This window comes from Demequina lignilytica (assembly GCF_030418375.1).
GTDB lineage: Bacteria > Actinomycetota > Actinomycetes > Actinomycetales > Demequinaceae > Demequina > Demequina lignilytica.
The window spans coordinates 70,229-95,694 of record NZ_JAUHPZ010000001.1 but is presented as its reverse complement, the minus strand read 5'-3'; the positions used below and the strand labels follow the sequence as shown (position 1 = coordinate 95,694).

At 71.2% G+C, this 25,466-nt stretch carries 22 protein-coding genes; 9 read left to right on the top strand and 13 right to left on the bottom strand.

Annotated elements, in window-relative coordinates; translation table 11 throughout:
• The first annotated feature begins 45 nt into the window (after nt 1–45).
• A complete protein-coding gene (locus QQX13_RS00450) occupies nt 46–645 on the top strand; it encodes a TetR/AcrR family transcriptional regulator (RefSeq protein ID WP_301152069.1) in 600 nt (199 codons plus the stop codon).
• 11 nt (nt 646–656) lie between these two features.
• On the opposite strand, the gene QQX13_RS00445 is transcribed toward QQX13_RS00450, so the two are convergent.
• The gene (locus QQX13_RS00445; protein ID WP_301152068.1) at nt 657–1,061 is read right to left on the bottom strand and encodes a hypothetical protein; all 405 of its coding nucleotides are present in this window, start codon (nt 1,059–1,061) and stop codon (nt 657–659) included.
• 132 nt (nt 1,062–1,193) lie between these two features.
• On the opposite strand from QQX13_RS00445, the gene QQX13_RS00440 reads away from it, so the two are divergent.
• Nucleotides 1,194–2,357 carry an aminotransferase class I/II-fold pyridoxal phosphate-dependent enzyme gene (locus tag QQX13_RS00440; RefSeq protein WP_301144189.1) on the top strand — a complete coding sequence of 388 codons (1,164 nt, stop codon included), beginning with the start codon at nt 1,194–1,196 and terminating at the stop codon, nt 2,355–2,357.
• Between the two features lie 12 nt (nt 2,358–2,369).
• Here the strand turns inward: QQX13_RS00440 and QQX13_RS00435 are convergent, their stop codons facing one another.
• The 3 genes from QQX13_RS00435 to QQX13_RS00425 are packed head-to-tail and all read right to left on the bottom strand — an operon-like array spanning nt 2,370 to nt 3,779.
• Nucleotides 2,370–2,651, bottom strand: a complete 282-nt coding sequence (locus tag QQX13_RS00435; protein WP_301144188.1) for a hypothetical protein — start codon at nt 2,649–2,651, stop codon at nt 2,370–2,372.
• Nucleotides 2,652–2,689: 38 nt separating this feature from the next.
• Nucleotides 2,690–3,376, bottom strand: coding sequence for an SDR family NAD(P)-dependent oxidoreductase (locus tag QQX13_RS00430; protein ID WP_301144187.1), 687 nt, complete (start codon nt 3,374–3,376; stop codon nt 2,690–2,692).
• 58 nt (nt 3,377–3,434) lie between these two features.
• Nucleotides 3,435–3,779 (bottom strand): DUF2200 domain-containing protein, encoded by a 345-nt coding sequence (locus QQX13_RS00425; RefSeq protein ID WP_301144186.1) that lies wholly within the window; start codon nt 3,777–3,779, stop codon nt 3,435–3,437.
• A 36-nt stretch (nt 3,780–3,815) separates the two neighbouring features.
• Between QQX13_RS00425 and QQX13_RS00420 the strand changes: the two genes are divergently transcribed.
• The 3 genes from QQX13_RS00420 to QQX13_RS00410 all read left to right on the top strand — a co-directional run bounded on the left by QQX13_RS00420 (nt 3,816) and on the right by QQX13_RS00410 (nt 8,385).
• Nucleotides 3,816–5,195, top strand: a complete 1,380-nt coding sequence (locus QQX13_RS00420) for an NAD(P)-binding protein (protein ID WP_301144185.1) — start codon at nt 3,816–3,818, stop codon at nt 5,193–5,195.
• 87 nt (nt 5,196–5,282) lie between these two features.
• Nucleotides 5,283–6,620, top strand: a complete 1,338-nt coding sequence (locus tag QQX13_RS00415; RefSeq protein WP_301144184.1) for a flavin monoamine oxidase family protein — start codon at nt 5,283–5,285, stop codon at nt 6,618–6,620.
• A gap of 337 nt (nt 6,621–6,957) precedes the next feature.
• Nucleotides 6,958–8,385, top strand: a complete 1,428-nt coding sequence (locus QQX13_RS00410; protein WP_301144183.1) for an FAD-binding oxidoreductase — start codon at nt 6,958–6,960, stop codon at nt 8,383–8,385.
• Between the two features lie 69 nt (nt 8,386–8,454).
• On the opposite strand, the gene QQX13_RS00405 is transcribed toward QQX13_RS00410, so the two are convergent.
• Together QQX13_RS00405 and QQX13_RS00400 are read right to left on the bottom strand one after the other, a co-directional pair.
• The gene (locus QQX13_RS00405; protein WP_301144182.1) at nt 8,455–8,733 is read right to left on the bottom strand and encodes a hypothetical protein; all 279 of its coding nucleotides are present in this window, start codon (nt 8,731–8,733) and stop codon (nt 8,455–8,457) included.
• Between the two features lie 24 nt (nt 8,734–8,757).
• On the bottom strand, nt 8,758–9,411 hold the full coding sequence (locus QQX13_RS00400; protein ID WP_301144181.1) for a class I SAM-dependent methyltransferase: 654 nt from the start codon (nt 9,409–9,411) through the stop codon (nt 8,758–8,760).
• Between the two features lie 155 nt (nt 9,412–9,566).
• Here QQX13_RS00400 and QQX13_RS00395 point away from each other — a divergent pair, with 155 nt between their 5' ends.
• Together QQX13_RS00395 and QQX13_RS00390 are read left to right on the top strand one after the other, a co-directional pair.
• The gene (locus tag QQX13_RS00395) at nt 9,567–11,144 is read left to right on the top strand and encodes an SDR family oxidoreductase (protein WP_301144180.1); all 1,578 of its coding nucleotides are present in this window, start codon (nt 9,567–9,569) and stop codon (nt 11,142–11,144) included.
• A gap of 112 nt (nt 11,145–11,256) precedes the next feature.
• Nucleotides 11,257–12,516, top strand: a complete 1,260-nt coding sequence (locus QQX13_RS00390) for a glycoside hydrolase family 5 protein (RefSeq protein ID WP_301144179.1) — start codon at nt 11,257–11,259, stop codon at nt 12,514–12,516.
• 6 nt (nt 12,517–12,522) lie between these two features.
• Here the strand turns inward: QQX13_RS00390 and QQX13_RS00385 are convergent, their stop codons facing one another.
• The 5 genes from QQX13_RS00385 to QQX13_RS00365 are packed head-to-tail and all read right to left on the bottom strand — an operon-like array spanning nt 12,523 to nt 19,494.
• Entirely contained in the window at nt 12,523–13,926 is a 1,404-nt protein-coding gene (locus QQX13_RS00385) for an FAD-dependent oxidoreductase (protein WP_301144178.1), read from the bottom strand.
• Nucleotides 13,923–14,372 carry a GtrA family protein gene (locus tag QQX13_RS00380; RefSeq protein ID WP_301144177.1) on the bottom strand — a complete coding sequence of 150 codons (450 nt, stop codon included), beginning with the start codon at nt 14,370–14,372 and terminating at the stop codon, nt 13,923–13,925. Before QQX13_RS00380 ends, QQX13_RS00385 begins: the two co-directional genes overlap by 4 nt.
• 22 nt (nt 14,373–14,394) lie before the next feature.
• Complete coding sequence (locus tag QQX13_RS00375; protein WP_301144176.1) at nt 14,395–17,004, bottom strand: glycosyl hydrolase family 8; 2,610 nt, start codon at nt 17,002–17,004, stop codon at nt 14,395–14,397.
• Nucleotides 17,001–18,308, bottom strand: coding sequence for a glycosyltransferase (locus QQX13_RS00370; RefSeq protein ID WP_301144175.1), 1,308 nt, complete (start codon nt 18,306–18,308; stop codon nt 17,001–17,003). Before QQX13_RS00370 ends, QQX13_RS00375 begins: the two co-directional genes overlap by 4 nt.
• Nucleotides 18,298–19,494 (bottom strand): glycosyltransferase, encoded by a 1,197-nt coding sequence (locus QQX13_RS00365; RefSeq protein WP_301144174.1) that lies wholly within the window; start codon nt 19,492–19,494, stop codon nt 18,298–18,300. Before QQX13_RS00365 ends, QQX13_RS00370 begins: the two co-directional genes overlap by 11 nt.
• A gap of 637 nt (nt 19,495–20,131) precedes the next feature.
• Here QQX13_RS00365 and QQX13_RS00360 point away from each other — a divergent pair.
• A complete protein-coding gene (locus QQX13_RS00360) occupies nt 20,132–22,393 on the top strand; it encodes an immune inhibitor A domain-containing protein (RefSeq protein ID WP_301144173.1) in 2,262 nt (753 codons plus the stop codon).
• A gap of 84 nt (nt 22,394–22,477) precedes the next feature.
• On the opposite strand, the gene QQX13_RS00355 is transcribed toward QQX13_RS00360, so the two are convergent.
• Complete coding sequence (locus QQX13_RS00355) at nt 22,478–23,257, bottom strand: ABC transporter permease (RefSeq protein WP_301144172.1); 780 nt, start codon at nt 23,255–23,257, stop codon at nt 22,478–22,480.
• Nucleotides 23,250–24,212 (bottom strand): ABC transporter ATP-binding protein, encoded by a 963-nt coding sequence (locus QQX13_RS00350; protein ID WP_301144171.1) that lies wholly within the window; start codon nt 24,210–24,212, stop codon nt 23,250–23,252. Before QQX13_RS00350 ends, QQX13_RS00355 begins: the two co-directional genes overlap by 8 nt.
• A 274-nt stretch (nt 24,213–24,486) precedes the next feature.
• On the opposite strand from QQX13_RS00350, the gene QQX13_RS00345 reads away from it, so the two are divergent.
• A complete protein-coding gene (locus QQX13_RS00345; RefSeq protein ID WP_301144170.1) occupies nt 24,487–25,368 on the top strand; it encodes a hypothetical protein in 882 nt (293 codons plus the stop codon).
• Nucleotides 25,369–25,466 lie beyond the last annotated feature (98 nt).

Here is a 25,466-nt window from a genome sequence, read left to right as displayed (position 1 = left end):
GTTCCGGGATGCCCGGGCGGGCCCCCTCCCGCTAAACTGCACAGCATGTCCATTAATTCCGCGCCGGTGCAACGAGGCCCCGGCCGCCCACGCGACGAGGTGCGCCGCGCCCGCATCCTCGACACCGCCGCCGACCTCGCGGCCCAGGACCCACGGCTCGTCACCATGGAGCGGATCGCCTCCCAGGCGCACGTCAGCCGCACCACGCTGTACAAGTGGTGGACCGCCGCCCACGAGCTCCTCATCGACGCGTTGCAGGAGCGGACGCACTGGTCGCTCGATCACGCCGAGGGCAGCGCCATCGAGCGGCTCACCGCGCAGCTCGAGGACCTGGTGCGGATCATGACCGACCCGTCGACCGAGGGCGCGCTGCGCGCGGTCGCCTCCGGCGCGGCCACGGATCCCGAGATCCGGCGGCGCTTCCACGAGCACTGGCTCGCACCCCGGCGCGAGGTCGCGGCACAGATCATCGCCGCGGGGATCGCGACCGGCGAGCTCCGCTCGGACCTCGACGTCGAGGCCGCCATCGACGCCGTCTTCTCCCCGGTGTACGAGCGCGCGTTCTACACCGGTGCGCCGCTCGACGACCGCTTCGTGCGGTCCGTCATGCGCATCGTCGCCCCCGGCCTGGTCGCCACGCCCTGACCCGGGCCGGCCTACCGACGCCGCGCGACCACCACGGATGCCACGGTGATGCCCGCGCCGGCCGCCATGACGGCGATGCCCGGGTAGAGATACCTGATCCGGAGATCGTCCTGGAGGTCCTGCCGACCGGACGCCGTGAGATCCTCGAACTCCTCCCGCGTGCCCTGCCAGATCACGGTGCCCTGCTCATCCATGCCGACCCAGAGGTCCGGATCTCCCTGCGGGTCCTCCGGTCCGACCTGGGCGATCTGCTGCTGGAGAGACCCCGACGGCTGGCTCCCGTAGTCGGCCGAGAACCACGCCACGAGCCCGCCCCACGCGAACCAGGCGAACCCGAGGACCAGCATCGCGATGCCGGCCCGACGGAGGCGACGGCCGGGACGCACCACCGGCGCGCCGTGCGCTGTCGTGCTCATGATGACCTCCGATCCTGGTCGCATCGGGGACACCTCCATCGTCTCACCGCGGCGCTCACGCTGCACCGCCCGACGGTCCGCGCCACGATGGGTACGGGGCGTCCGCACGGTGCGGACGGAGGGAGGAACACCATGGAGCTCGCACGCCGAGCCTTGTCTGCTCAGCACGAGATCGCGTCGGTGCTGTCGCTGTTCGAACAGATCGGCAGGCGCGCCGCCGTGCCGGGGACCCTCGACTTCACGTTCGGCAACCCCCATGAGCCACCGCTGGACGGCCTCGTCGACGCGATCCGGAGCCAGGTCGAGCCGCGCTCGGACACCTGGTTCGCCTACACCACCAGCCAGCAACCGGCGCGGGAGACCGTGGCGGCAGGGCTGTCCGCCGAGCTGGGTCTCGAGTTCGAGCCGGGCGACGTCGCGATGACCCAGGGGGCGTTCGGCGCCATCTCGCTCGCATTCCACCTGCTCACCGACCCGGGCGACGAGGTGGTGGTGCCCGTGCCGGGGTGGTTCTGCTATCCCCCGATGCTTCGCGCGTCGGCGCTGACGCCCGTCCCTGCGGACCTCGCGCACGACACGTTCGACCTCGACCTCGACGCGATCGCCCGTGCGATCACGCCGCGCACGCGCATCGTGGTCGTCAACAGCCCGGCCAATCCCACGGGGCGCGTCCTCCCCCGCGACCAGCTCGAGGCGCTCGCGCTGCTCCTGGACGCCGAGTCGGCACGGATCGGCCGCCGGATCTGGATCCTGTCGGACGAGCCGTACCGGCGCATCCGTTTCTCCGGCGTGCCCTTCGTGAGCCCCGCCGCCGTCTACCCGTGGACGCTCATCGACTACAGCTACGGCAAGATCCTGCTCGCCCCCGGCCAGCGACTGGGCTACCTCGCCCTCTCCCCACTGCTGCCGCGCGGTGAGCGCGATCAGATCCGGGAGGCCTACGACCCGGTCCAGCTCGCGATCGGCTGGGGCTTCCCCGACGCGCTGATGCAGTACGCCGTCCCCGCGCTCGAGGACGTCGGCCTCGACCTCGCGGAGCTCGAGTCGAAGCGCGACCGCATGCATGGCGCGCTCGCGGAGGCCGGCTACACCCTCACGCGTCCCGAGGGCACGTTCTACCTGTGGGGGGATGCGCCCCGTGGGGATGGCGACGCCTTCGCGGCGTCGCTGGCGGAGCGCGGCGTGCTGGTCATGCCGGGCAGCCTCTTCGACCGTCCCGCCCATTTCCGGATCAGCCTCACCGCGACCATGCCCTCGATCGAGGCAGCGCTGCCGGCCTTCCGGGAGCTCGCCTGACGCCCGCCCGTCTCAGATCTCGGTGAGCGCGAGCCCATCGATCGGCACCTGCTCCCAGACCTCGAACGGGTCGTCGGCGACCGCCGCCCGCGCCCTCGGTGCGAGCCGCTCGAAGTCCTCGCGGCTGTCGAAGATCGCCAGGCCCACCAACCGCTCCGACCCCGCGTCGGCGAGCGTGTGGATCGACCGCAGCCCGCGCTCACCGCTGATCGCCGCCCCGTAGCGGTGCATCGAGTCGATGAGCGCGTCGCGGTGCTCGGGGTGCGGGTGGTGGATCGACATCAGGATGAACATGGCCCCAACGTAGGTCCGCACGGGCGTCCCGGCAAGGGTCAGTCGTGGTCGGGCTCTCGCCCCTGGTCGAGCGGGATCAGCATGGTGCGGAACTCCCCCGGACCTGCATGGATGTCCCAGATCCGGTCCGCGACATCCTCGAGTCCGCGCTCGAGCGGCAGCATCGGGATGGCGCCGGGGATCACCAGCTGGCACACGTGCACGCCCTCCGGCGCGAGCGCATCGTGGAGCATCTCGCCGTAGGCGGTCTCCGCCGGGAAGGCGACCGACGTGCCGGCGAAGTCGGGGCGCGCCTTCACGGAGGTGCCGCCGTTGATGAGGACGATGCTCCCCTCTCCACCGGCCCGCATGGCCGGCAGCACCGCGCGCGCGGCGGCGATGAGTCCGAGCGCGGAGAAGCTCAGCGCCTCCGCCGCGAGCTCGGGATCCAGCTCGAGCACGGGCTTGAGATAGGAGCGCGCGGGCAGCGGGCTGTACTGCAGCACCGAGACGGGGCCCAGCTCGGCGGCGGCCCGCTCGAGCGCGGCCGTGAGCGCGGCGGCGTCCCGGACGTCGGCGGCGTAGCCGCGGGCCGTGAGCCCGTCGCCCGCGAGCTCGTCGGCGAGCGCGTCGAGCTTCGCCTGGTCGCGGGACACCAGCGCGATCGCGAAGCCCTCGCGTCCGAACCGGCGCGCCACCGCCGCACCCAGGCCGGGTCCGGCGCCGATGATCGCAAGAGTGGGCATGGAGTCTCTCCTTCGAGCGGTGGGGTCTGCCTCGACCCTAGCGCGATCCCGCGAGGCGTCAGGGAGCGCGCAGCACCTTCTCCATCGCCTTGCCCCGCGCCAGCTCGTCCACCAGCTTGTCCAGGTAGCGGATCTGCCGCATCAGCGGGTCCTCGACCTCCTCGACGCGCACCCCGCAGATCACCCCGGTGATGAGGTCGACGTGAGGGTTCAGCTCCGCGCCGGCGAAGAAGTCCGCGAACGTCGACCGCTCCTCGAGCACCCGGGCGAGGGCGTCGTCGTCGTAGCCGGTGAGCCACGCGATCACCCGGTGGAGCTCCTCGGCCGTACGGCCCTTCCGCTCCAGCTTGGCGACGTAGAGCGGGTACACGTCGGCGAACGGCATGGTGAAGATCCGATGCATGGGGTCAGGGTACGCAGGTGGTGCGACGATGGTGGCATGTCCATCGCCGAGGACGTCGACTACCTCGTGGTGGGGGCCGGCGCCGCTGGCCTCGCGTTCACGGACGCCCTCGTGCACCACGGCGACGCCCGCGTCGCGATGGTCGACCGCCGCCCCGGCCCCGGAGGCCACTGGCGCGACGCCTATCCGTTCGTGCGGCTGCACCAGGCGTCGCAGTTCTACGGCGTGGCGTCGACCATGCTCGGCGCCGGCCGGGTCCAGTCGGCCGGCCCCGAGGCCGGCCTGCAGGAGCGGGCCACCGGCGCGGAGGTCCTCGCCTACTTCGAGGCGGTCCTCGGCCGGCTCCGCGAGACGGACCGCGTGGTGTTCCTCGCGGGCCACGAGCACCTCGGGGGACGCGTGGTGCGGGACCTCGAGACGGGAGCGACGGTCGAGCTCGACGGCACGACACGGGTGGTCGACGCCCGCTACCTCTCGCCGCGGACACCCGCGGACACGCCGGCTCCGTTCGCGGCGACGGACGATGCGGCGGTCTCCCCGGTCGCCGACCTGCCGTCCCGCGCCACGCAGCACGAGCGGTTCCTCATCGCGGGCTGCGGCAAGACGGCGACCGACGCCATCGTCTGGCTGCTGTCAGCAGGAGTCGACCCGTCCGCCATCAGCTGGGTACGCCCCCGCGAGCCGTGGATGCTCGACCGCGCCGCGGTCCAGCCCGACCCGGTCGCGTTCCAGGGGATGGTGGCGTCGCTCGTCGAGGCCGCCCTGGTCGCGACGACTCCGGACGATCTGCTGCTGCGCCTCGAGGACTCCGGGGCGGTGGTCCGGATCGACACGGCGATCACCCCCACCATGGCGAAGACCCCGACCCTGGCGCGCTGGGAGCTCGCGCTGCTGCGGACCGTCGACCGCGTGATCCGGGCCGGCCGCATCCGGGGCGTCGGCGCCCGAGCCGTCGACCTCGACCGCGGCTCCTTCCCGCTCGAGCCGGGCACGCTGACGGTGCACTGCGCGGCCGACGGTCTGCGTCGCCCGGGACTGATCCCGATCTGGACGGACCGGGCCATCACGTTGCAGCCGGTGCGCGCGGGATTCCCCTGCTTCGGTGCGGCGCTCGTGGGGTACGTCGAGGCCACGCGCCCGGACGACGACGCGCTCAAGAACGCCACGTGCCCACCCTCCCCGCTGGCGGACACCCCGCGCGACTGGGTCGACATGATGGCCCACGGCATGCGCGCCACCGCGGCGTTCATGGCGGAGCCGGACATCGCGGCGTGGACGCAGTCGACCACGCTCAACCCGGCACGCCTGCCGGCGGCGGCCGACCGCTCGCCCGCGCTCACGGAGATCCTCGCCCGCATCGAGGACGCGGCTCCTGAGGCCGTGGTCAAGCTCGAGGCGCTCGCCGCGGCGGGATGACGGTGCCGGACAGAGGATCCGGACGCGCCGCAGATCCAGCCGGATCGCCCAGTCTCGGGGGCGCCCCGATTCGCTAGCGTCGGACCGATGGAATCCGTCGACACGATCGTGGTCGGGGCCGGTGTGGCCGGCCTCGCCGCCGCGCGCCTGCTCGCGCTCGAGGGTCGCCGCGTCGTGGTGCTGGAGGCCCGCGACCGCGTCGGGGGCCGTGTCTGGACCGATCGGTCCGGCGGCCATGCGACCGACCTGGGTGCGTCGTGGATCCACGGCGTCGACGGCAGCCCCGTGGCGGCGGCCGCGCGCGCGCTCGGCATGCGCACCGAGGAGCTCACGGTCGGCAGCTACCAGCCGGGCGGACGTCCCATCGCGTACTTCGATCCGGACGGCGCGAGGATGTCCGACGAGCGTGCAGGCGGATTCGTCCGCGACGTCGAGACCGCGCTCGAGGCGCTCGAGCCGGTCGTCGCATCCTCCGCCCCGAACGCGACCTACCGCGACGTCGTCGAGGGGGCGCTCGCGCGCCTCGGCTGGGACGAGGCTCGGGCGGCCCGGGTGCGCGAGTTCCTCGAGCATCGGACCGAGGAGCAGTACGGCGCCTGGATCGAGGACCTCGCCGCCCACGGCCTGGACGACGACGCGGTCGACGGGGTCGAGGTGGTGTTCCCGGACGGTTACGACGCCCTCCCCCGGGCGCTTGCAACGGGGCTCGACATCCGGCTGGGCCAGGTGGTCACGGAGGTGGAGTGGTCGGGCGCGGGCGTGACCGTGCGGACCCCGCACGCGGCTCTCCACGCCGGAGCCGCCGTGATCACCGTGCCGGTCGGCGTGCTCAAGTCGGGCGACCTCCGGTTCTCGCCTCCTCTGCCGGACCCCGTCGCGGGAGCGCTCGAGCGGCTGGAGATGAACGCCTTCGAGAAGCTCGTGCTGCGCTTCCCGACCCGCTTCTGGGACCCCGACGTCGACGCGATCCGCCAGCAGGGTCCCGCGGGCCGCCGGTGGCACTCCTGGTACGACCTGAGCAGGCTCCACGGCGTGCCGACGCTGCTGACCTTCGCCGCGGGACCCACGGCGAGGGCGATCCGTGGGTGGGACGATGCGGCGGTGGCCGAGTCCGTCATGGAGCAGCTGCGGCGGCTCTACGGCGACGGTATCCCGGACCCCACCCGGGTGGACATCACGGCCTGGCACGCCGACCCGTTCGCGCGCGGCTCCTACGCCTACATGGTGCCGGGCTCGACCACGAGCGACCACGACGCGCTGGCCACCCCGGTCGGCGGTGTGCTGCACCTCGCGGGCGAGGCCACGTGGACGGACGACCCGGCCACCGTGCCCGCCGCGATGCTGTCGGGGCACCGCGCGGCGGAGCGCGTGCTCGGGCGGGCTCTCCCCATCGAGGCCCTGTGGGAGCGTTCGCCGTCGGGGTGAGACGCTGCGTTTGACGGCCGGTGGCGGCGGTGCTCCACTGGACGGGAGGGTGGAGACGCGCGATCCACTGGGGAGGGGATGCGCATGGACGGCGACGACGACGTTGCCGGCCGGAGGCCAGGTGCCGGCATGGTCACGCTGATGACCGTCGCCGGCGGTCGCCGCGCGTTCCGTGAACCGCCGCACCCCGCACGCCGGCGCACCCGGCGCGACCGCCGCGTCGCGTCCCACGCGCCGAACACCACGCCCGAAACCCAGGTCAGCGACGATCAGCTGTCGGCCCGGGCGAGGCCAGTCCCCATCGCGGCCGGCACAGCGACCAGGAACGGTCACCATCATGGCCACATCATTGGCACACGACGCCGGCGGCGAGGTCCACCTTGACGCCGAGGAGCTCAGCGCGCTGAGCATGCAGTTCCGCGGGGCGGTCCTCAGCCCCGACGATCCCTCCTACGACGCGGTCCGCGGGGTGCAGAACCTCGCCATCGACCGCCACCCCGGGCTCATCATCCGCTGCTCCGGCGAGGCGGACGTGATCGACGGCGTCAACCTCGCGCGAGAACGGGGGTACGCGCTCGCCGTCCGCTCCGGGGGCCACCATGTCGGGGGTCACGGCAGCGTGGACGGCGGGCTGGTACTCGACCTGCGCAACATGAACGGCGTGTGGGTGGACCCCGCCAACCGCACCGTTCGCGTCCAGGGTGGCGCGACCTGGGGCCAGGTCGACCGGGAGACCCAGGTCTTCGGACTCGCGGTGCCGGGTGGCGTCGTGTCCACGACCGGCGTGGGCGGGCTCACGCTCGGCGGCGGGATCGGCTGGCTGCATCGACGGTGGGGTCTCGCCTGCGACAACCTCGTCTCGGCGACGATCGTGCTCGCGAGCGGCGAGCTCGTGACGGCGAGCGAGGACCAGAACCCCGACCTCTTCTGGGCGATCCGGGGAGGAGGCGGCAACTTCGGCGTGGCCGTCGACCTGACGTTCCATGCGCATCCCGTCGGCCCGGATGTCGCGCTCGCCACCGTGTTCCATCCGATCGAGGCCGGCGCGGAGATCGTCCCCGCGTGGCGCGACCTCGCGCTGTCGGTCGGGGACGAGGTCACGACGCGCGCCCTGTACTGGTCCATGCCGCCCGTCGACGAGCTGCCGCCGCCCGTGCAGGGCCGCGACGTGATGATCGTCGCCGCGCTCTGGGCCGGCGACCGCAGCGAGGGGCAGGAGGTGATCGACGAGTTCACGCGCCTGGGCGATCCGCTGTTCGACATGAGCGGCTTCATCCCGACCTACCGCGCGTTCCAGGCGGGCTTCGACGCGCTCACGGAGAACCTGTACTCGTACTGGAAGTCGCTGTACCTCGACGAGCTCTCGGACGAGGCGATCGCGTACGTCCATGACCGCGCCCTCGACCGGCCGGATCCCGCCGTGCTGATCCACATGCCGATCATGGGCGGCGCGACCGCGCGGGCGGCTGCGGAGGACACCGCGTTCGGCGACCGCAACGCGCCGTTCATGCTCAGCTTCGACGGCGGCACCCGCGACCCCGCGGCCTTCGGCAAGGTGCGCGACTGGGTACGTGAGTCCGTCGAGGGGGCGAGGGCCCTCCAGGGCGCCCGCGGCGCATACCTCAACTTCTCCGCGGACGACTCGACCGACCGCCGGGTGATCGAGCAGCAGTACGGCGGCAACCTCGCCCGGCTGCAGGCGGTCAAGCGCATGTACGACCCCGGCAACCTGTTCCGCGTCAACAACAACATCGAGCCGGCCTAGCCACCGCCCCGGAGGGGTGCGCGGGAGCGCACCCCTCCGGGGGCGCCTCGCGAGTCGCTCGCGGCGCCGTCAGGCCTCATCGCCGTCGCCGGGCGGACGGGTGGCGCGCCGTGCGACGATCCGCACGATCGCGAACCCGATCCACGCGAGCACCGCGGGCACGACGCCGACCGTCGTCAGGATGGCAAGCGCCGTGCTCGACTCGTGGCCGACGTACCCGGACCACTCGCTCGCGATCACGAGCAGGAGGAAGAGCAGCCACAGCGTGGCGGCGGCGGCGATCGTGCCCAGGACCCAGCTCAGCACCTGCACCACGCGGCGGCCACCGCGAGTCTCCGTCGTGCGCATGCCGACCTCCTTCCCGGCGCGACGTCAGCCGCGCCCCGTCGGCCGGCCGGGAGCCCGCCCGACCAGCACATCCGCGTCCATCGCCTCGCCGACCAGCAGGCGGGCGTCGACATCCTCGAAGCCGGCCTCGCACACGAGGCGCCGGAGCCGCGCGAGGTCGAGGTGCCGGGCACCCTTGGGCTGCGGCATGGGTCCCCATCGCCGGAGCACCCGCACCATTCCCGACAGCACCTTCCTGACGGGCAGGCCCTCGGAGGTGAAGTCGACCACGAGGAGCCGTCCCCCGGGCCGCACGAGCCGCCGTGCCTCGCGCACGATCCCCTCGGGATCCTCCGCGATATGCAGCAGGTTGACCGCGACGACCGCGTCGGCGGAGGCCGACGGCAGACCCGTGCGGCAGGCGTCGGCCCGTCGGACCGCGACGTTCTCGTGGTGCTCGAGCCGTCCCGACGCGAAGTCGACCATCGGCTGCGAGATGTCGGTGGCGATCACGCGCCGTGCCCGCGGCGCATAGGCCCGGGTGTAGAGGCCGGTCCCGCACCCGAGCTCGATCACCTCGCCATCGGGCACCTGGACGCGAAGCCACCGCTGCACCCGCCGGACCATGTCGGTCCCCGAGATGTAGGCGTGGTCCTCGTCGTACGTGGGGGCCAGGCTGCCCCACCGTTCCCGTGCCATGGCGATCACCTCGGCTCGTCGTCCCTCGCCCGGCGTCCTCACCTTCCATCATCCTCCCGCCGCGCGCCCCGGGCACGTCGGGAATGCCCGCGGAGGTTCGCGCGGTTCACCCCACGGAGACCCGGGACCGGTGCAGGCACGAGGAAGGGGCCACCATGGGTGACAACGAGGCCGCCGAGGTGGATGTCGAGGCCCTGAGCAGCCCGCTCGGGACCGAGCCGGCGCTCCGGGCCGTGCCGCTGGCCGACGGCCGGGCGCCCCGCGTGCTGGTGCTCGGCGCCACCGGCTACATCGGCGGCCGACTGGTGCCGCGGCTGCTCGCGGGAGGCTACCGCGTGCGGGCGCTCACCCGGTCCGGCCGGAGGCTCGCCGCCCTGCCGTGGGCGGACCAGGTCGAGGTGATCGAGGGTGACGCGTCCGACGCGGACGCGATGGCGCGCGCGATGGCCGACGTCGACATCGTCTACTACCTGGTGCACTCCATGATCAGCGGACGTGACTACGGCCGGCTCGACCGCGCGATCGCCCTCACCGTCGCCAAGGCGGCGGCGGCGCACGGCGTGGACCGCATCGTCTACCTCAGCGGGCTGCATCCCGACGGCGTCGAGCTCTCCGCGCACCTCGCCTCCCGCCAGGAGGTCGGAGACATCCTGATCGCGTCCGCGACCCCGACGATCGTGCTGCAGGCCGGCGTGGTCATCGGCTCCGGTTCGGCCTCCTTCGAGATGATCAGGCATCTCACGGAGGTGCTCCCGTACATGCCGGCCCCGCGGTGGGTGCGCAACACCATCCAGCCCATCGCCGTGCGGGACGTGCTGTACTACCTGCTCGCCGCCGCCCGGGTGGAGGGCGAGGTGAACGACGCCTTCGACATCGGTGGCCCCGATGTCATGCGGTACTCCGAGATGATGAACGGCTACGCCGAGGTCGCCGGGCTCCCCCGGCGCGGGATCACCGCGCTCCCGGTGCTCACCCCCGGGCTCGCCTCCCACTGGGTGGGGCTGGTCACCCCCGTGCCGCGCCAGATCGCGCGACCGCTGGTGGAGTCGCTGCTCCACTCGTGCGTGATGAAGGACGATGCGATCGACGGGCTCATCCCGCCCCCGCCCGAGGGGCTCATGGGCTACCGCGACGCCGTGCGCTTCGCGCTCGGCCGGATCGAGATCGACGCGGTCGAGACCAGCTGGGTCGACTCCCGGGTGATCGGGGCGCCGAGCGACCCCATGCCCAGCGACCCCGACTGGGCCGGCCGCACCGTGTTCCAGGACGCCCGCAGCAAGGCGACGTCCGCACCCCCGGATGCGGTGTGGGACGTGATCACCCAGGTCGGCGGCGCGACCGGGTGGTACTCGGCCTCGGTGCTGTGGGCCACGCGGGGGCTCATCGACAGGATTGCCGGCGGCGTGGGGTCTAAGCGCGGCCGGAGGCGCTACGACCGCCTCACCGAGGGCGACGCGATCGACGTCTGGCGCGTCGAGCACGTGGAGCCCGGCAGGCTGCTGCGCCTCCGCGCGGAGATGCGGGTCCCCGGCAAGGCCTGGCTCGAGCTCGGGGTGGAGCCGGCGGAGGACGGATCGGAGTACCGCCAGCGTGCGGTGTTCTTCCCCCGGGGTCTCACCGGTCGCCTGTACTGGCTGTCGATGCTGCCGTTCCACGGGCTGGTCTTCAGCGGCATGGTGAACCGGATCGTCGCGGAGGCCGAGGGCGGATCCGCGGGAGGGCCTGGGGAATAGGGCAGGCCCCCGGTATCATCGCCGTACGCGTTCACCCGCCCCGCCCGCAGCACCCCTCGACGTCGATCCCTGAGGTCCGGATCCCTACCGGATCGCCCGAAAGGTGACCTCTGTGAGCCTGCCCGATCCACCCGTCCGACGCACCGTCAGCCCGCACGCCGTCTGGCCCGTGGTGCTCGGGATCGGCGCGGTCGCGTTCGCGCTCGCCGGTCCGCTCGCGGGCGGGGACCCGGAGCCCGCTCCGACCGGCTCCACGGTCGCGTCGCCGACCGCCGCCGCGAGCCCGTCGCCCTCGGCCACGCCGATTCCGGACGTGCTCGAGGGGGTCGAGCTGGATCCGCTCCAGGCGGAGCGGCTGGACGAGCTTCGCGGCTTCGTGACCTGGCTCGCGGACAACGACGCCGCCGGGTATGTGGGCGAGGTCGGCTGGCCCACCTCCGATCCCGGGTGGGAGCCGCTGGGGCGGTACTGGTACCTGGTGGCCGAGCAGGAGGGCCTGTGGACCACCGCCTGGGCCGCGGGGAGCCACTGGCCCGATCACTACGCGCTGATCACCTACGGTGACGGCGGCACCGGCTCGCTGGACACGTCGAGCAGCCAGGCGACCGTGATCGAGGAGCTGCAGTCGACGCGCGACGCCGCCTCGACTGCCTCGGATGCACGCCACGGCGTGAACCTCGCGGGCCTCGAGTTCGGCACCGGCGCCGACTTCAGCAGCGCCTCGCCCGGCGAGCTGGGAGTCCAGTACTTCGCCGAGCCCGTGGCGTCCTACGCGTGGCTGGCGGGACGCGGCATCGACCTGGTGCGGCTTCCGATCCGGTGGGAGCGCCTGCAGCCCGAGCCCGGGAGCGCGTTCGACGAGGCTCAGGTCGCGGTCGTGTCCGCGCAGCTCGATGCGGCCACCGCCGCAGGGATCGACGTGATCCTCGACCTCCACAACTACGGGTCCTTCGCCTCGCCCTCCGGCGTCGTGACGCTCGGGTCCGACGACCTCCCGGGCTCTCTGCTCGCGGACGTCTGGCTGCGGATCGCCGACGCCTGGGGGGACCACCCGGCGGTGCTCGGGTACGGGATGATGAACGAGCCCCATGACCTCGGAGGGGGCGACGAGCGCGGCGCCGCCCAGGCGTGGGAGGACATGACCCAGGCGACCGTCGACGCGCTCCGGTCAGCCGGGGACAGCCACCTGCTGCTCATCGCCGGGTACGACTGGTCGAGCCTCGCACGGTGGTCGACGACGCACCCCACCGGCTGGATCGTGGACCCGGCGGAGAACTTCAGGTACGAGGCTCATCACTACTGGGACGCCTACGGCGCCGGGTCGTACGACCTGCCGTACGCGGAGGAGCTGGCCTCCGCGTACGGCGACTAGGTCGGATCAGGACGCCGCCGCCTCGACGCGGAGCGCCGCGCCGTCCTCCTGCTGCGCCACGCGCGAGCCGTCGGCGGCGAGCGCCGCGTTCATGAGCGCCGCGACCTTCAGGCCGTCACGCACCGCGTAGTTGGTGCCGCGGTCCTCGGGGAACACCTGCGAGAAGTTGGCGAGGAAGTACCCGGGCAGGGGCGTCTTCATCTCGGGGATGCGCGACTCGAACGTGACGTCGACGATGTGCTGGGCGTTGCGGAAGCGGAAGACGTGCGACTCCGCGACCTGGTCGCGCGAGAAGTCCGGCAGGAGCTTCTCGAGCCCGGCGTACCAGCGCTCACGTAGCTCGTCCTCGTCCATCGTCATGACCTCGTCGTCGTTCTGGACGTAGTCCCCGACGTAGTAGATGTAGCGGCCGCCGGTGTTCTCGACCCCGATGAGCGAGTCGAGGCTGAGGAACACGAGGAACGGCGCGTCGAGGTCGTGGATCTGGTGCCAGTAGGTGTCGGTGATCGGCTCGGTGGTGGTGATGACCATCAGCGCCGCGCCCAGGTAGTCGATGTCCGTCAGCTGCTTCGAGTACTCGGGCGTCATGGCCGGGTGATCCTGCGCGGCGCGCGCGAGGGCGTTGCTCGGGATCGCGCCGAGGACCGCATCGAACCGCCGCGTCTCGCCGTCGATCACCAGGGCCGGCTTGCCGTCCACCTCCGTGAACGACTGGATCGGCGTCGCCGGCCTCAGCACCGCTCCCCTGGCGGAGAGCTCCTCGAGCCATCGCTCGACCATGATCCGGAAGCCGCCCTCGAAGTAGCCGAGCCGCTCGGTCTGCTCCCCCTTGATCTTCGAGGTCTGCCGCACGTGGATCCGGGTCCACAGCCACGCCATGGTGACCTTGTCCCAGTAGACGTCGAACTTGCCCACCAGCAGCGGCTTCCAGACGATGTCCGTCGCGCGCTTGCCGTTGACCTTGCACAGCCAGTCGTACGCGGTGATGGTCGTGAGCGGCTGCCACTTCTTGAGCGACAGCGTGCGGAGACCGGTCAGACCCGTCCGGACGCGGTCCACGAAGGACAGCGGCGAGAAGGAGAGAAGCTCGAGCGGGGTGGTGAAGCCGTAGGTCCGGCCGCCGTGGAACGCCTTGATCGAGCTGGGGTGGAAGGTGAGCTTGTCGCGGATGCCGAGCTCCTCGGCCATCCCGATCATCCACTCGTCGGTGGTGTACAGGAAGTGGTACGCCCGCTCGAGCGGGAATCCGTCCTCGAGCTCGAACCCGGCGACGAGTCCGCCGAAGGTGGGCGCCGCCTCGTAGACCTCGACCAGGTGCCCCTCCTTCGCGAGCTCGTACGCGGCGGTGAGGCCGGTGAATCCGCCGCCGACGATGGCGACGCGTGCGGGTGTGACGCTGGGCTCGGTCATGATGCCGTCCTTTCATTCGCGGTGGCGAAGGTGATCTTCTTGTTGAGCGTGTACTGCAGCAGGAGCACGACCGGGAGGGTCGCACCCTTGGCCACGAGCGCGTTGGCGCCGAGCCCGTCGATGAGGACCAGCAGGATCAGCGTGCTGACGACGTATCCCGCGCCGGTCACCAGCGCGAAGGACAGGAACCGCGCGACGATCCGGTCGGTGACCTTGAAGTTGAGGACGCTGTTGGCCGCGAAGCTCAGCACCATGGCGGTGAAGGTCGAGGTGGTGTTGGCCGCGATCGGGTGCAGGCCGACGGGAACCGCGAGCACCGCGTACAGCCCGACGTCGACCACGACCGCACCCCCGCCGATCAGCGCGTAGAGGAGGAAGCGCCGATAGCGCGCGAGCAGCGCACGGAGCTGCCCGGATCGGGCGGGGGTGAGGGCGACGGCATCCATGTGGGCCTCCAGGTCCGGTGGGTCAGCTGATCGGAACGGCGAGCGCGGGCGGCACGCGCTCCTGGAATCGGTGCCAGGAGTAGGTCCAGGCGAAGTCCGCGAGGGTGCCGTCCCAGGTGCCGGTCTCGGGGTCGACCTGCGACGCGATCCTCGCGAGATAGATCTCGTGCGCGTCGGCCCCGATGTCGCGCACCTGCGCGACGAGCGCGAGCGCGACCGAGGACGGCAGCCCGGGCGCGTCCGCCGCGTAGCCGACCACCTGCGGGACCAGGCCGTCGAGCAGCTTCCGAGCGCGGGGCTCCCCCGCGATCTCCTCGCGCAGCAGGGTGGGGACCAGGCGGAGGGTGTCCTCGCCCATCACGTCGCCCTCCCCGTCCACCAGGTCGCCCACGGCGGCAAGGTCGCCCTCCTGGGTGAGCACGATCCAGTTGGGGATGGTGCCGCGTTCGTCGAGCACGCGGGCGAGGAACGCGTAGCCGTCGTCGATCAGGCGGTCCCAGTCGTGCCCCGGCAGCTGGGTGGCGAACGTCCTGTACAGGGTCGGGTCGAAGTAGGAGGGGTTGATCAGCTGGTCGTCGACGGAGCCGTCCGCCGACGAGTCGACCAGCCTGAGCCCGTCGAGGGTGAAGGTGCAGCGCTCCCACCAGTCGTCCGCCATGCGCGCGGCCTCGGACCGCAGGTCCGGCGCACCCCACGTCGAGTCGGCCTCCAGGAGCAGCCCGATGAACCGCTGGTCGGCCGAGCACACGGTGTCGCTGCTGCCGAGCTCGCCCTCGCCGTCCTCGTCCGTCAGCCACTGCCAGGAGGTCAGCGCATCGTCCTCCCGGTGCCGCATGTGGTCCGTGGTCCACTGCCACACGCCGCGGAACGCGGCCTCGTCCCCCTCGGCCAGCGCCTGCTCCATCGCCAGCACCTGGTCGAGGGAGGTGGTGCTGACGGCGTCGTCCTCGAGCACCTGGCCGTAGCTCACGATCCAGTCGTCGCGGAACCGCTGCCAGGCATCCTGGAGGACGATCTGGTTGCGGCTCTTGGTCTGCCACACCTGGACCCAGTCGCCGTTGGTCGAGATGCCCGCGTCGAGGTCGACGAAGGCGGAGGAGCCGTCCATGAAGCTGGCGGCGAGCGTCGAATGCTCGAGCAGCTCGGCCATGCGGGGAACGGTGCCCTGCGAGATCTGCTCCACCACCTCGTGGGTGAGCACCAGATAGTCGATCTCGCGCCAGTCGTCCGCGTACGTGTCGCGAAGCTCGGGGTCGTACTCCGCGTGGAAGAAATACATCGCGCCCGTGTACGACTCCTCCTGCACCAGCTCCGGGTAGACGTAGTTGTCGGCGGCGATGAGCGCGTCCGTCGGGACCTCCTGCTCGATCCAGGCGAGGGCGGCGTCCTGGTTCGAGGTCTCGTCCTTGGTGAGGTAGAGCCGGTCCGAGGTCAGCACGTATCCCGCCACCAGCGCCGCGGCGAGCACGGTGCCCACGGCGGGGCGCCGCCAGTCGTCCGGGACCCGGTCCGTGATCCGAGCCGCGAAGAGGCCGACCGCGATCGCGAGGAACGGGATGAGCGGGGCGACGTACAGGTCGATGACGATCCCGCCGCGCGCGAGGAAGGCGACGTATCCGCCGACGAGCGCGAGCACCGCCCACGCGGACGGGTCGCGGAACCGACGCGCCGCCAGCACCAGCAGCAGGCCGACCGTGGCGGCCGCACCGAGCGTCAGCGTGAGCGAGTCCTTGCCCACCCACGACCCCACCGCCTCCATGAAGCTCGACTCGGGCTGCCATGGCCAGGCGAAGTCGCCGCGCCCCAGCTGGAGCTCGAACGTGTCGACCAGGCTGACGTGCGCGGGCTCGCCGTCGGCATCCACCGGCGCCGGGAAGAGCTCCTCGTTCAGGAGCGCGTACACGAAGAACAGCAGGACGGTGCCACCGGCGCTCGCGAACCACTGGAGCACCGCGTGCTTGCGCTGCGCGCCTACCGCTCCGACCCACAGGAGCACGGCGAAGCCGACGCCGAAGAAGATCGCGTTGAGCTTGACCAGGACCGCGACGCCGAACGCCAGCCCGCTCGCGACGGTGGCCCCCAGGGTCAGGGGGCGTCGCAGCAGCAGCAGGAGCGCGAGCAGCACGCCGAGCACCATCAGGTTGTCGAGCAGCACGCGCCGCTGGAAGTAGATCCCGACGGGCGACATGGCGAACACGAGGACGGCGAGGACGCCGGCGGTCATGCGGCCGCCGGCGAGGCGCTTCGCGACCAGGTACACCAGCACGGTGCTGACCAGGTGCACCAGCAGCATCAGGACGCGGCCCGCCTCGAGCATGCCGCCGAACATCGCGCCGCCGCCCGTGAGCCCCAGCCACGATCCGATGGCCATCCACCCCAGGGGAGCATGGTCGTAGCGGTACGTCGCCACGTCGAGCTGACCCTCCGTGATGAAGGCCCAGCCTCGGGACAGGTACGTCGCCTCGTCGTTCTCGAAGTACGGGTAGCCGAGCATGTTCCAGGCATGCAGGAGCCCGCTGACGATCAGGAGCGTGGCGACCAGCAGCACCTCCGCGCCACGGGTGCGCCAGAACGGCGGCCTCGCGGGCGCGGCGGGGGCCGCCGCCTCGGGCGCGGCCTGGAGGACGCTCACGCGGCCTCCGACGCCATCACGGGCACCAGCGCGGGCTTGGGCGCGGGCGTTGCGATCCGGTGGTTGCCGGTGTGGACCGTCTTCTCCCAGCCCCGGCGCCCGGTGAGCTCGCGGTAGGTCGCCCGCACGGCGCTCACCATCAGCAGCCCCTGGTAGGGGATGAAGCTCAGCACGAGGAGCAGGTAGCGATGGGGACCGATCCGCAGGCCCTGATCCTTGCCGAACTCGTAGAGGCCGACGACGCTGGTGCACAGCATCACGGCCGCGAGCAGGAGCGGGACGAAGCTGAGCAGGCTCACCATCACCGGCAGCTTGGTGGTGATGCCGATCAGGATGAAGAGCGGTGCGCAGGCGATGACGATCGCCATGAAGGTGGGGGCGGTCAGCACCGACCCGACCAGGATCTTCTTCCGGAGCCCGGGCAGGTGGAGCCACTCCCCCTTGCGGATAATCTGCAGGAAGCCCTGGTTCCACCGGGTGCGCTGCTTGACGAACGCCCGGGTCGAGTGCGGGACCTCCTCGCGGGTGACGTGCGCCGCGTCGTACATCACGCCGAACCGCTTCCCCTCGATGCTGAGGCGGATGCCGAGGTCCGCGTCCTCGGTGAGTCCGTGCTCGTCCCAGCCGCCCACATCGCGGAGATCCCGGGCGCGGAAGAACACCGTGTTGCCGCCGAGGGGCACCGCTCCCCGCTCCGCGAAGTAGTGCATGCGCGACTTGAACCAGAAGAAGTACTCGAGCACGTTGTGCGCGCTGAACCAGTGGCTGTCATGGTCCATGAGCTGGACGCCGCACTGGAGCACGTCGACGTCGCGCCGCTGGTAGATCGTGTCGACGATCGAGAAGATCTCCGGGCTCACGTCGTCCTCGGAGTCGAAGATGGTGACCAGCTCGTGCTTGGCGGCCGCAAGCCCCAGGTTCATCGCCCGCGACTTCCCCGGCTCCCCGTCGAACACGAGCACGGTGACGTTGCTGAGGTCGTGCTCGAAGCGGGCCCGTTCCGCGGCCTGGATCGTGCTCGTGTCGTCGGCCGTGCAGATGACCATGAGCTCGACCAGGCGACGCGGGTACCGCGCCTCGCCGAGCCTGCGGAGCGTCTCGCCGATCACCTCCGCCTCGTGGCGCGCCGGCAGCAGGACGGTGAAGCCGTGCTGGGGCTTCTCGTAGGTGTCCGGCTTGCCGGCCGCACGGATGCGATCCGGGGAGTCCCAGATGTAGAGCGTCTGGACCAGGCTGGCCACCGCCTGGACCAGCAGCACGACCGCCACGGCCAGGACGGCGAGCGTGAGGATGTCATGCGGCACGGCGGAGCTCCTGAGGACTCGCGAGCGCAGGAGCCGCGACGTCCGAGAGCCGGCGACGCCAGTCCCAGATGTAGTGGCTGCTGACCCAGTAGTTCACCGCCACCGCGATCACGATGCCGAGGGCCTGCGCGATCAGGTAGAACACGCCCAGGTTGGAGAAGACGACGAAGGCGCCGAAGATGACCGTCTGCGTCAGGGCGGAGGCCCCCTCGAACTTCGCGAGGTTGACCAGGATCTGCCGGGGTCCGAGCTCGCCGCCGACCCGGCGGTAGCGCTTGAACGTGAACGCGGTGTGCCAGATGAAGTTCCACAGGATCGAGATCTGGATGGCGGCGGCGGAGAGCAGCCACACGCGGTCGCCCACGGGGTCCTCCGGCATGAAGATCTGGCGCAGGAGCCAGAGCGAGCCGAGGTTCACGAGCGTGCCGGACACCCCCACCAGGAGGAACCGGACGAGCTGCTTGAACGGTGAGTCGTCGTTCAGCTGGACGGCGATCCGCACGAACTCGAGCACGTCCTTGACGCTCGCCTTCGACACGCCGTGCGCCCGCGTGTGGAAGCTGATCGGCACCTCGGTGACGTTCCACCCTCCCGTGGTGAAGGCGTTGGCGAGGAAGATCTGGAAGCCGTAGCCGCGGGCACGCACCCGGTCGAAGTCGATCGACTCGAGGACGACGCGGCGCATGGCGCGGAAGTTGGTGGTCAGCTCCCGGAGGCCGGGGTCGATGCCCCCGACCCCGCGCGCCACGGTGCCGGCGACGCGGGTCCGGACGATCTGGCTGAGCGGCCAGTCGCCGGGGATGAGGCCGCCCGGCGTGTACCGGGATCCCACCGCCACGTCCGCGCCCGACTCGATCGCCTGCAGCAGCGGGACCACGTCGACCGGTGCATGGGAGAAGTCCGCGTCCATGGTCATGACGACCTCGTAGCCGCGGTCGAGAGCCTCGGCGAACGCCAGCTCGAGCGCCTTGCCCAGGCCCTGCTTGGTGCCGCGGGAGAGGATGACCTTGCCGCGGTGCTTCCCGGATGCGATCTCCTCCACGATCTCCCCGGTGCCGTCGGGCGAGCGGTCGTCACGCACCAGGACGTGCAGGTCCCAGCCGGTGCGCTCCCGCGTCCGCAGGGCGAACAGCTCGTCGAGGAGCGCCGCGATGTTGCCGGCCTCGTTGTAGGTGGGGACGATCATGAGCGCGGTGCGTGGCGGTGCGCTCGGAAACGGTGCGGTCGGGCCTGCGTTCGAAGAAGCCATTGCTGAGACGCTCCTGGTCCTGTGCTCTCGAGCACAGCGCCCCCACCGCCCCCGGACCGTATGCCTCTACGACCGTGGACCAGCACAGCGGCGTGGTAATCCCGGGCCGACTCGCCTCACACGAGCCTCCTCACCCGGAACCCCCCAGTACCGCGGCGACGCTGTCTGCCGACACCGTAAACCCGTCCCGATCGGATGTATAGGCCGAATCGGACATACGCACGATTCCACCCATTACGGACACGTGAATTCTTCGTTAACGCATGTTACGTCCCTGGTACATCCAGCCTAGCGGCTCTCCCTCCGTCCCCGGCCGGACGCCCGGGACACGCCTCCCACGGGCCTGGCGGCGGTGCCGGCACGCGCGACTCGTCAGTCCGTACCACATGGCGGATTCCTCCGCTTCACGCAAAATATCACCGTTTCACCACGTATCTCCTGCGAGTTCCGGCACCCCGTGTTAGCGTCCGATTCACCGTGGCTGAGGGGCAACTCACGGTCTATACCCTGGTAAGGAGTGCACGTGGAGCGATTCACGCGTGGATGGCTCGCTGTGGCAGCAGCGGGAGCCACTATGGCGGTCGGAGCCGGCATCGCGCCGGCAGCGGTCGCCGTCCCTGACAACGACGGACCGGGAGACGCGCCGACCTCGGCGACGGCCCGGCCCGACAACCGACCCGGTCCCCTGACCGAGCGTCAGAACGAGCGTCGCAAGGTCGCGCAGGAGCTCATCCTGTCCGGCCAGGCGAGCCCCGGCGAGGACGGCGTCGTCCAGCTGGCGGAGGACAAGTACTACCAGGCCGCCGTCACCGGCACGGGCCAGGTGTTCACGATCCTGTCCGAGTTCGGCGACTCCGGCAGCGGCAAGCTCGGCAACGAGCCGGGCCCCCTGCACAACCAGATCGCGCAGCCCGACCGCACGGTGGACAACACCACCCAGTGGGTCGAGGACTTCTCGCAGGCGTTCTACGAGGACCTGTTCTTCGGAGCGGGCGAGTCCTTCGCGGACTTCTACACGAAGCAGTCGTCGGGCGCCTACACGGTCGCCGGCGAGGTGAGCGACTGGGTGCAGCTGCCCGGCAACGCCTCCACCTACGGCGACAACAGCGTCGAGGACGACGGCGGCGCCTGGCAGTTCATCGAGGACACGGGGAACGCCTGGTACGACGCGCAGGTCGCTGCTGGCAAGTCCCTCGAGGAGATCCAGGCGGAGCTCGCATCGTTCGATGTGTGGGACCGCTACGACTACGACGGCGACGGCGACTTCGACGAGCCGGACGGCTACCTCGACCACTTCCAGGCGGTCCACGCCGGTGAGGGCGAGGAGGCCGGCGGCGGCGCGCAGGGCGGTGACGCGATCTGGTCGCACCGCTGGTACGTCAACTCGACGGACTTCGGCCAGACCGGTCCGACCGTCGACGGCACCCAGGTCAAGTTCGGCGGCACGGAGATCGGCGACACCGGGTACTGGATCGGCGACTACACCGTCGAGCCGGAGAACGGCGGCCTGGGCGTCTTCGCCCACGAGTTCGCCCACGACCTGGGCCTGCCGGACTTCTACGACACCTCGGGTGGCGACAACTCGTCCGGCTTCTGGACGCTCATGTCGAGCGGATCGTGGCTCGGTGACGGCGTCGAGGACATCGGCACCACTCCGAATCACTTCGGTCCGTGGGAGAAGCTGCAGCTCGGCTGGCTCGACTACGAGGTCGTGAGCGCGGGCGCCGGCGCCGCCGGCACCTTCACGCTCAGCCCCGCCGCGACGCAGGTCGACGGCCAGGCGCAGGCGCTCGTCATCGACGTCCCGGACGCGGGCATCACCACGCAGTACACGGCCCCGCTCTCCGGGGACTACGCCTGGTGGACCGGGAGCGCGGACGACCTCAACACCACGCTCACCCGTGAGCTCGACCTGACCGGCATCCGGTCGGCGACGGTCACGGCCAAGGCCTGGTACGACATCGAGGCAGGCTACGACTACCTCTACGCCGAGTACTCGACGGACGGCGGGGCGAACTGGACCCAGGTCGGCAAGCCGCTCGACGGCTCGTCCAACGGCCGTTGGAGCAACCTCCGCTACTCGGTGCCCGGCGGCGAGCCGGTGATGTTCCGATTCCGCTACCAGACCGACGGCGGCGTCCACTACGCCGGCGCCTTCCTCGACGACATCGTCATCAAGAGCGGCGGCACCACGCTGCTGAGCGACGACGTCGAGGGCGGCGACAACGGCTGGACCGCGGCCGGCGGCTTCGCCCGCTCGACGGGCACGGAGACCAGCGAGGGCGACCGCTACTACCTGGCGGAGAACCGCACCTACGTGGGCTACGACGCCACGCTCGAGGTGGGGCCGTACAACTTCGACAAGGCGTACACCGCACCCGATCACGTCGAGCACTTCCCGTTCCAGGACGGTCTGCTGGTCTGGGCGATCGACGAGGCCTACTCGGACAACAACACCCGGGAGCACGTGGGTCACGGCCTCGCGCTGCCGGTCGACGCCAACCCCGTGAAGTTCACCTTCCCGGACGGCACGGCACCCAGCAACCGTCGCCAGGTGTTCGACGCCACGTTCGGCCTCCAGCCCATCGACGCGGTGTCCCTCCACAAGGAGGTGCTCGTCGGCAAGGGCAAGAGCCAGACCGTCGAGTCCGTCGCGGCGGTCGGCGCCGACGGCACCACCATCCAGGACGCGACATTCTCGGACGCCGACCCCGCCGCCTTCTTCAGCGAGACCAACCCGCTCGCAGGAGTGATGGTCGCGGGTCATGGCGTGGAGGTGACCGTCCTGTCGCAGGTCACGGGCGGACCGATGACCGTGTCGGTGGTCAACCCCTGACACGCGGCTGACGGTTCGCGACGCAAGGCGGCGGGCCCGTCCCCTCTCTCGGGGGCGGGCCCGTCGTCGCGCGGGAGCGAGGTCCTACAGCTCCGTCCTGTTCCACCGCCAGAAGGCGACGACGGTGAAGACGATGCATGCCGCCGCCGTCACGACGATCGGGGCGACCGAGTCGAGGGGCGTCCCGTCGATGAGGGCGCCGACCACGCTGACGTCGGACTCGCCGACCGGCACCACCAGCGCCCACGGCAGGACGGCGCTGATGCTCGACCCCAGCAGCTGCTGCCCGAAGGCGAAGGCGAGCGGCGCCGCGATCACCGCGCCCGCACTGGCGACCAGAGTGCCGAGCATCAGGGTGAGCGTCAGGTAGAACATCAGGTTCAGCGCCGCCACGGCCGTCCCGAGCGCGAATCTCAGGGGCGACACCTCGATGCCGGCGAGCGACACCTGCAGGTACATGACCACCGCCGGGATCGCGAGCATCGTCGCGGTGGTCCCGACGGCGTTCGGCACCAGCTTGGACAGCATGAACGCCGGTCGTGACGTGGGCTTCGAGAGCACCCAGGCGGCCGTGCCGCTCCGCTTCTCCCCCACGATCGCGTCCTGCATGACGATCGCCACCGCGATCGCCGCGAACATGGTCATGACCCCGAACAGCGAGAACACCGACGGACCCTCCGGCGCATCGCCCCAGATCATGGCGGCGAGGGCGCCGTTGATCACGGCCGTCCAGAGCAGGGCCTGGATCCACCACGTGCGGGTCCGCCACCAGGACGCGAAGCCCGCGCGCATGAGCGTGGAGAGCCCGCGTCGCCATCCGGACTCGTCGAGCCGGACAAGCCCCTCGACCGTGCCGCTAGTCATCGTCCCGTCCCCCCTCCACCAGGTCGATGAAGATCCCCTCGAGGTCGGTCGTGAGGCGGCCGAACTCCCTCACGACGAGGGCGTCGTCGGCGAGGAGGACGCGCTGGAGCTGCGACTCCGCCGCGTCCGCGTCGGAGACCGTCACGCGCAGCCTCGCCGCCGTTCCCCGGATCGAGGTCTGCACCTCGTCCACCCACGGCTGCCCGAGCAGGGCATCGCGTGCTCGTGCGACGTCGCCCTCCACCTCGACCGAGTAGACCAGTCCGGATCCGCTCGCGAGCACGTCGCCGATCGGCCCCTGGGCGGCGATCTCACCCTGGTTGAGGATGCACACCGTGTCGCTCACGCGCTGGACGTCGTCGAGGATGTGGGTGGAGTACACGACCGTCGAGGTCTCGCGGAACCGTTCCAGGATCGCGAGGACGTCACGGCGGCCCAACGGGTCCAGCGCCGCGGCCGGCTCGTCGAGGATCAGCAGCTCGGGCGCGTGGATCTGCGCCTGCGCGATGCCGAGCCGCTGCCGCTCGCCGCCCGAGAGGCTCTTCACCGGGCGGTCGGCCACGCGACTCAGGCCCACGAGGTCGATCATGTGCGCCACCCGTGCGTCGATGCCCTCGCGCGGCCCCGCGAAGAAGAATCCCGCCGCGAAGCGGAGCGTCTCGCGCGATGTCATGTGCTCGTAGAACCGGGGCTCCTGCGGGAGATAGCCGATCCGCGCGCGGATGTCGGGGCTGTCGCGGACGATGTCGAGCCCGACGATGGTGCCCGTGCCGCCGGTCGGCCGGATGAGACCGAGCAGCATCTTCATGGTGGTGGTCTTCCCGGCGCCGTTAGGGCCGAGGAACCCGAAGATGGAGTGACGCGGCACGCGAAGATCCAGCTGACGGACCACGTCGACACCGTCGTAGGTCTTGGTGAGGCCGCGGGTCGCGACGACCACGTCGTCCGTGCTCATGGAACCCTCCCGTCCGGCCGGGGACGAGGACGTGCCGACGGAGGCGATACCCGCTCCTCGGGGCACGTCGCCGGTCCGGCATCGTCGCGCAGACCTGTTGTCGAAACTACCAAGCGACGCTCCGGCGGGCCAGGACCTTGATCCCGTGCACGGCCCCTGCTCGGCCACGCGCGTGCGTCGGACCGGAATATCCTGAGAGAGGACAGCGATCTCACGCCCCTTCCGCCCGTGGGCCCGGACACCTCCGGATCGTGGCGCCGACAGGAGGCGCATCATGATCGCCCGCGACGACTCCGGCCGGTCCCCCATGAGCGTGCCCGCGGCGGTCGCGCTCCCGCTGGCGCTGCTTCTCGCGCTCACGATCCTGCTGACCGGTTGCGGTCTCAGCGACTTCAGCCGCGAGCGGCTCAGCGTCGTCAAGGGCGATCATGGCTGGCTCCTCGCGGTGGAGCCCGACGAGGAGTTCAGCGTCGATCTGCTCGGCAGCAACGCCTACCCCGACGCGCGATGGGCGGTGGTCGAGTTCGACCCCGCGGTCCTGTCCGCGCAGGGCTCCGAGTTCGAGCCGCCCCGCTTCCCCCAGGTCGCCGAGGACCCGGGAGAGAGCAGGGTCGACGCGACGTTCAGCCACTTCACGTTCGTCGGCGCGGGTCCGGGGTCGACGGCCTTGCGCTTCGAGCTGCTGGCCGACGACGCGCGCATCGACATCGCGCAGTACACGGTCGAGGTGGTGGACGACTCGTGCGCGGCCGCCACGGCCGCGGTCGCCAACCGCTGCGGAGGGGACGGCTTCACGTACATGCCGCAGATCCTCTCCGCCGATCGCTACGCCGAGCGCTTCCCGATGGCGCCGGACACGACCACCGCGGTGCGCCTCGCCGCCACCGCTCTCCATCCGGATGCGCGGTGGCGGGTCGACGCGTACGACGACGCCGTCGTCTCCGTGTCCGAGCCCGTCGCCCTCAGCCCTGCGCGCGAGGAGGGCGACTACGGGCCGGTCGAGTGGGTGGTCTCCCACACGTTCCTTCCGGAGTGGGAGGTCGTGATCACGGGCGTGGCGCCTGGGGAGTCGATCGTGCGCATGAGCCTGGAGGCTGACGGCGTCCTCCTCGACACCTTCATGGTGACGATCGTCGTCGAGCCGGAGGCCTCGTGACGTCGACGGGGCTGCGCGCTCCCCCGGGCGGCCCGCGGCCGCCGGTGCGATGGTGGAGTCATGGGGGGGACGATGCCGAGACGATCTGGGAAGGCGGA

Coding starts and splice junctions, on each gene's coding strand:
- QQX13_RS00435 (WP_301144188.1), bottom strand. CDS start 2,651: ATGTTCATCCTGATGTCGATCCACCACCCGCACCCCGAGCACCGCGAC.
- QQX13_RS00420 (WP_301144185.1), top strand. CDS start 3,816: ATGTCCATCGCCGAGGACGTCGACTACCTCGTGGTGGGGGCCGGCGCC.
- QQX13_RS00425 (WP_301144186.1), bottom strand. CDS start 3,779: ATGCATCGGATCTTCACCATGCCGTTCGCCGACGTGTACCCGCTCTAC.
- QQX13_RS00395 (WP_301144180.1), top strand. CDS start 9,567: ATGGGTGACAACGAGGCCGCCGAGGTGGATGTCGAGGCCCTGAGCAGC.
- QQX13_RS00360 (WP_301144173.1), top strand. CDS start 20,132: ATGGCGGTCGGAGCCGGCATCGCGCCGGCAGCGGTCGCCGTCCCTGAC.
- QQX13_RS00380 (WP_301144177.1), bottom strand. CDS start 14,372: ATGGATGCCGTCGCCCTCACCCCCGCCCGATCCGGGCAGCTCCGTGCG.
- QQX13_RS00355 (WP_301144172.1), bottom strand. CDS start 23,257: ATGACTAGCGGCACGGTCGAGGGGCTTGTCCGGCTCGACGAGTCCGGA.
- QQX13_RS00385 (WP_301144178.1), bottom strand. CDS start 13,926: ATGACCGAGCCCAGCGTCACACCCGCACGCGTCGCCATCGTCGGCGGC.
- QQX13_RS00440 (WP_301144189.1), top strand. CDS start 1,194: ATGGAGCTCGCACGCCGAGCCTTGTCTGCTCAGCACGAGATCGCGTCG.
- QQX13_RS00365 (WP_301144174.1), bottom strand. CDS start 19,494: ATGATCGTCCCCACCTACAACGAGGCCGGCAACATCGCGGCGCTCCTC.
- QQX13_RS00445 (WP_301152068.1), bottom strand. CDS start 1,061: ATGAGCACGACAGCGCACGGCGCGCCGGTGGTGCGTCCCGGCCGTCGC.
- QQX13_RS00350 (WP_301144171.1), bottom strand. CDS start 24,212: ATGAGCACGGACGACGTGGTCGTCGCGACCCGCGGCCTCACCAAGACC.
- QQX13_RS00410 (WP_301144183.1), top strand. CDS start 6,958: ATGGCCACATCATTGGCACACGACGCCGGCGGCGAGGTCCACCTTGAC.
- QQX13_RS00450 (WP_301152069.1), top strand. CDS start 46: ATGTCCATTAATTCCGCGCCGGTGCAACGAGGCCCCGGCCGCCCACGC.
- QQX13_RS00415 (WP_301144184.1), top strand. CDS start 5,283: ATGGAATCCGTCGACACGATCGTGGTCGGGGCCGGTGTGGCCGGCCTC.
- QQX13_RS00400 (WP_301144181.1), bottom strand. CDS start 9,411: ATGGCACGGGAACGGTGGGGCAGCCTGGCCCCCACGTACGACGAGGAC.
- QQX13_RS00405 (WP_301144182.1), bottom strand. CDS start 8,733: ATGCGCACGACGGAGACTCGCGGTGGCCGCCGCGTGGTGCAGGTGCTG.
- QQX13_RS00430 (WP_301144187.1), bottom strand. CDS start 3,376: ATGCCCACTCTTGCGATCATCGGCGCCGGACCCGGCCTGGGTGCGGCG.
- QQX13_RS00345 (WP_301144170.1), top strand. CDS start 24,487: ATGATCGCCCGCGACGACTCCGGCCGGTCCCCCATGAGCGTGCCCGCG.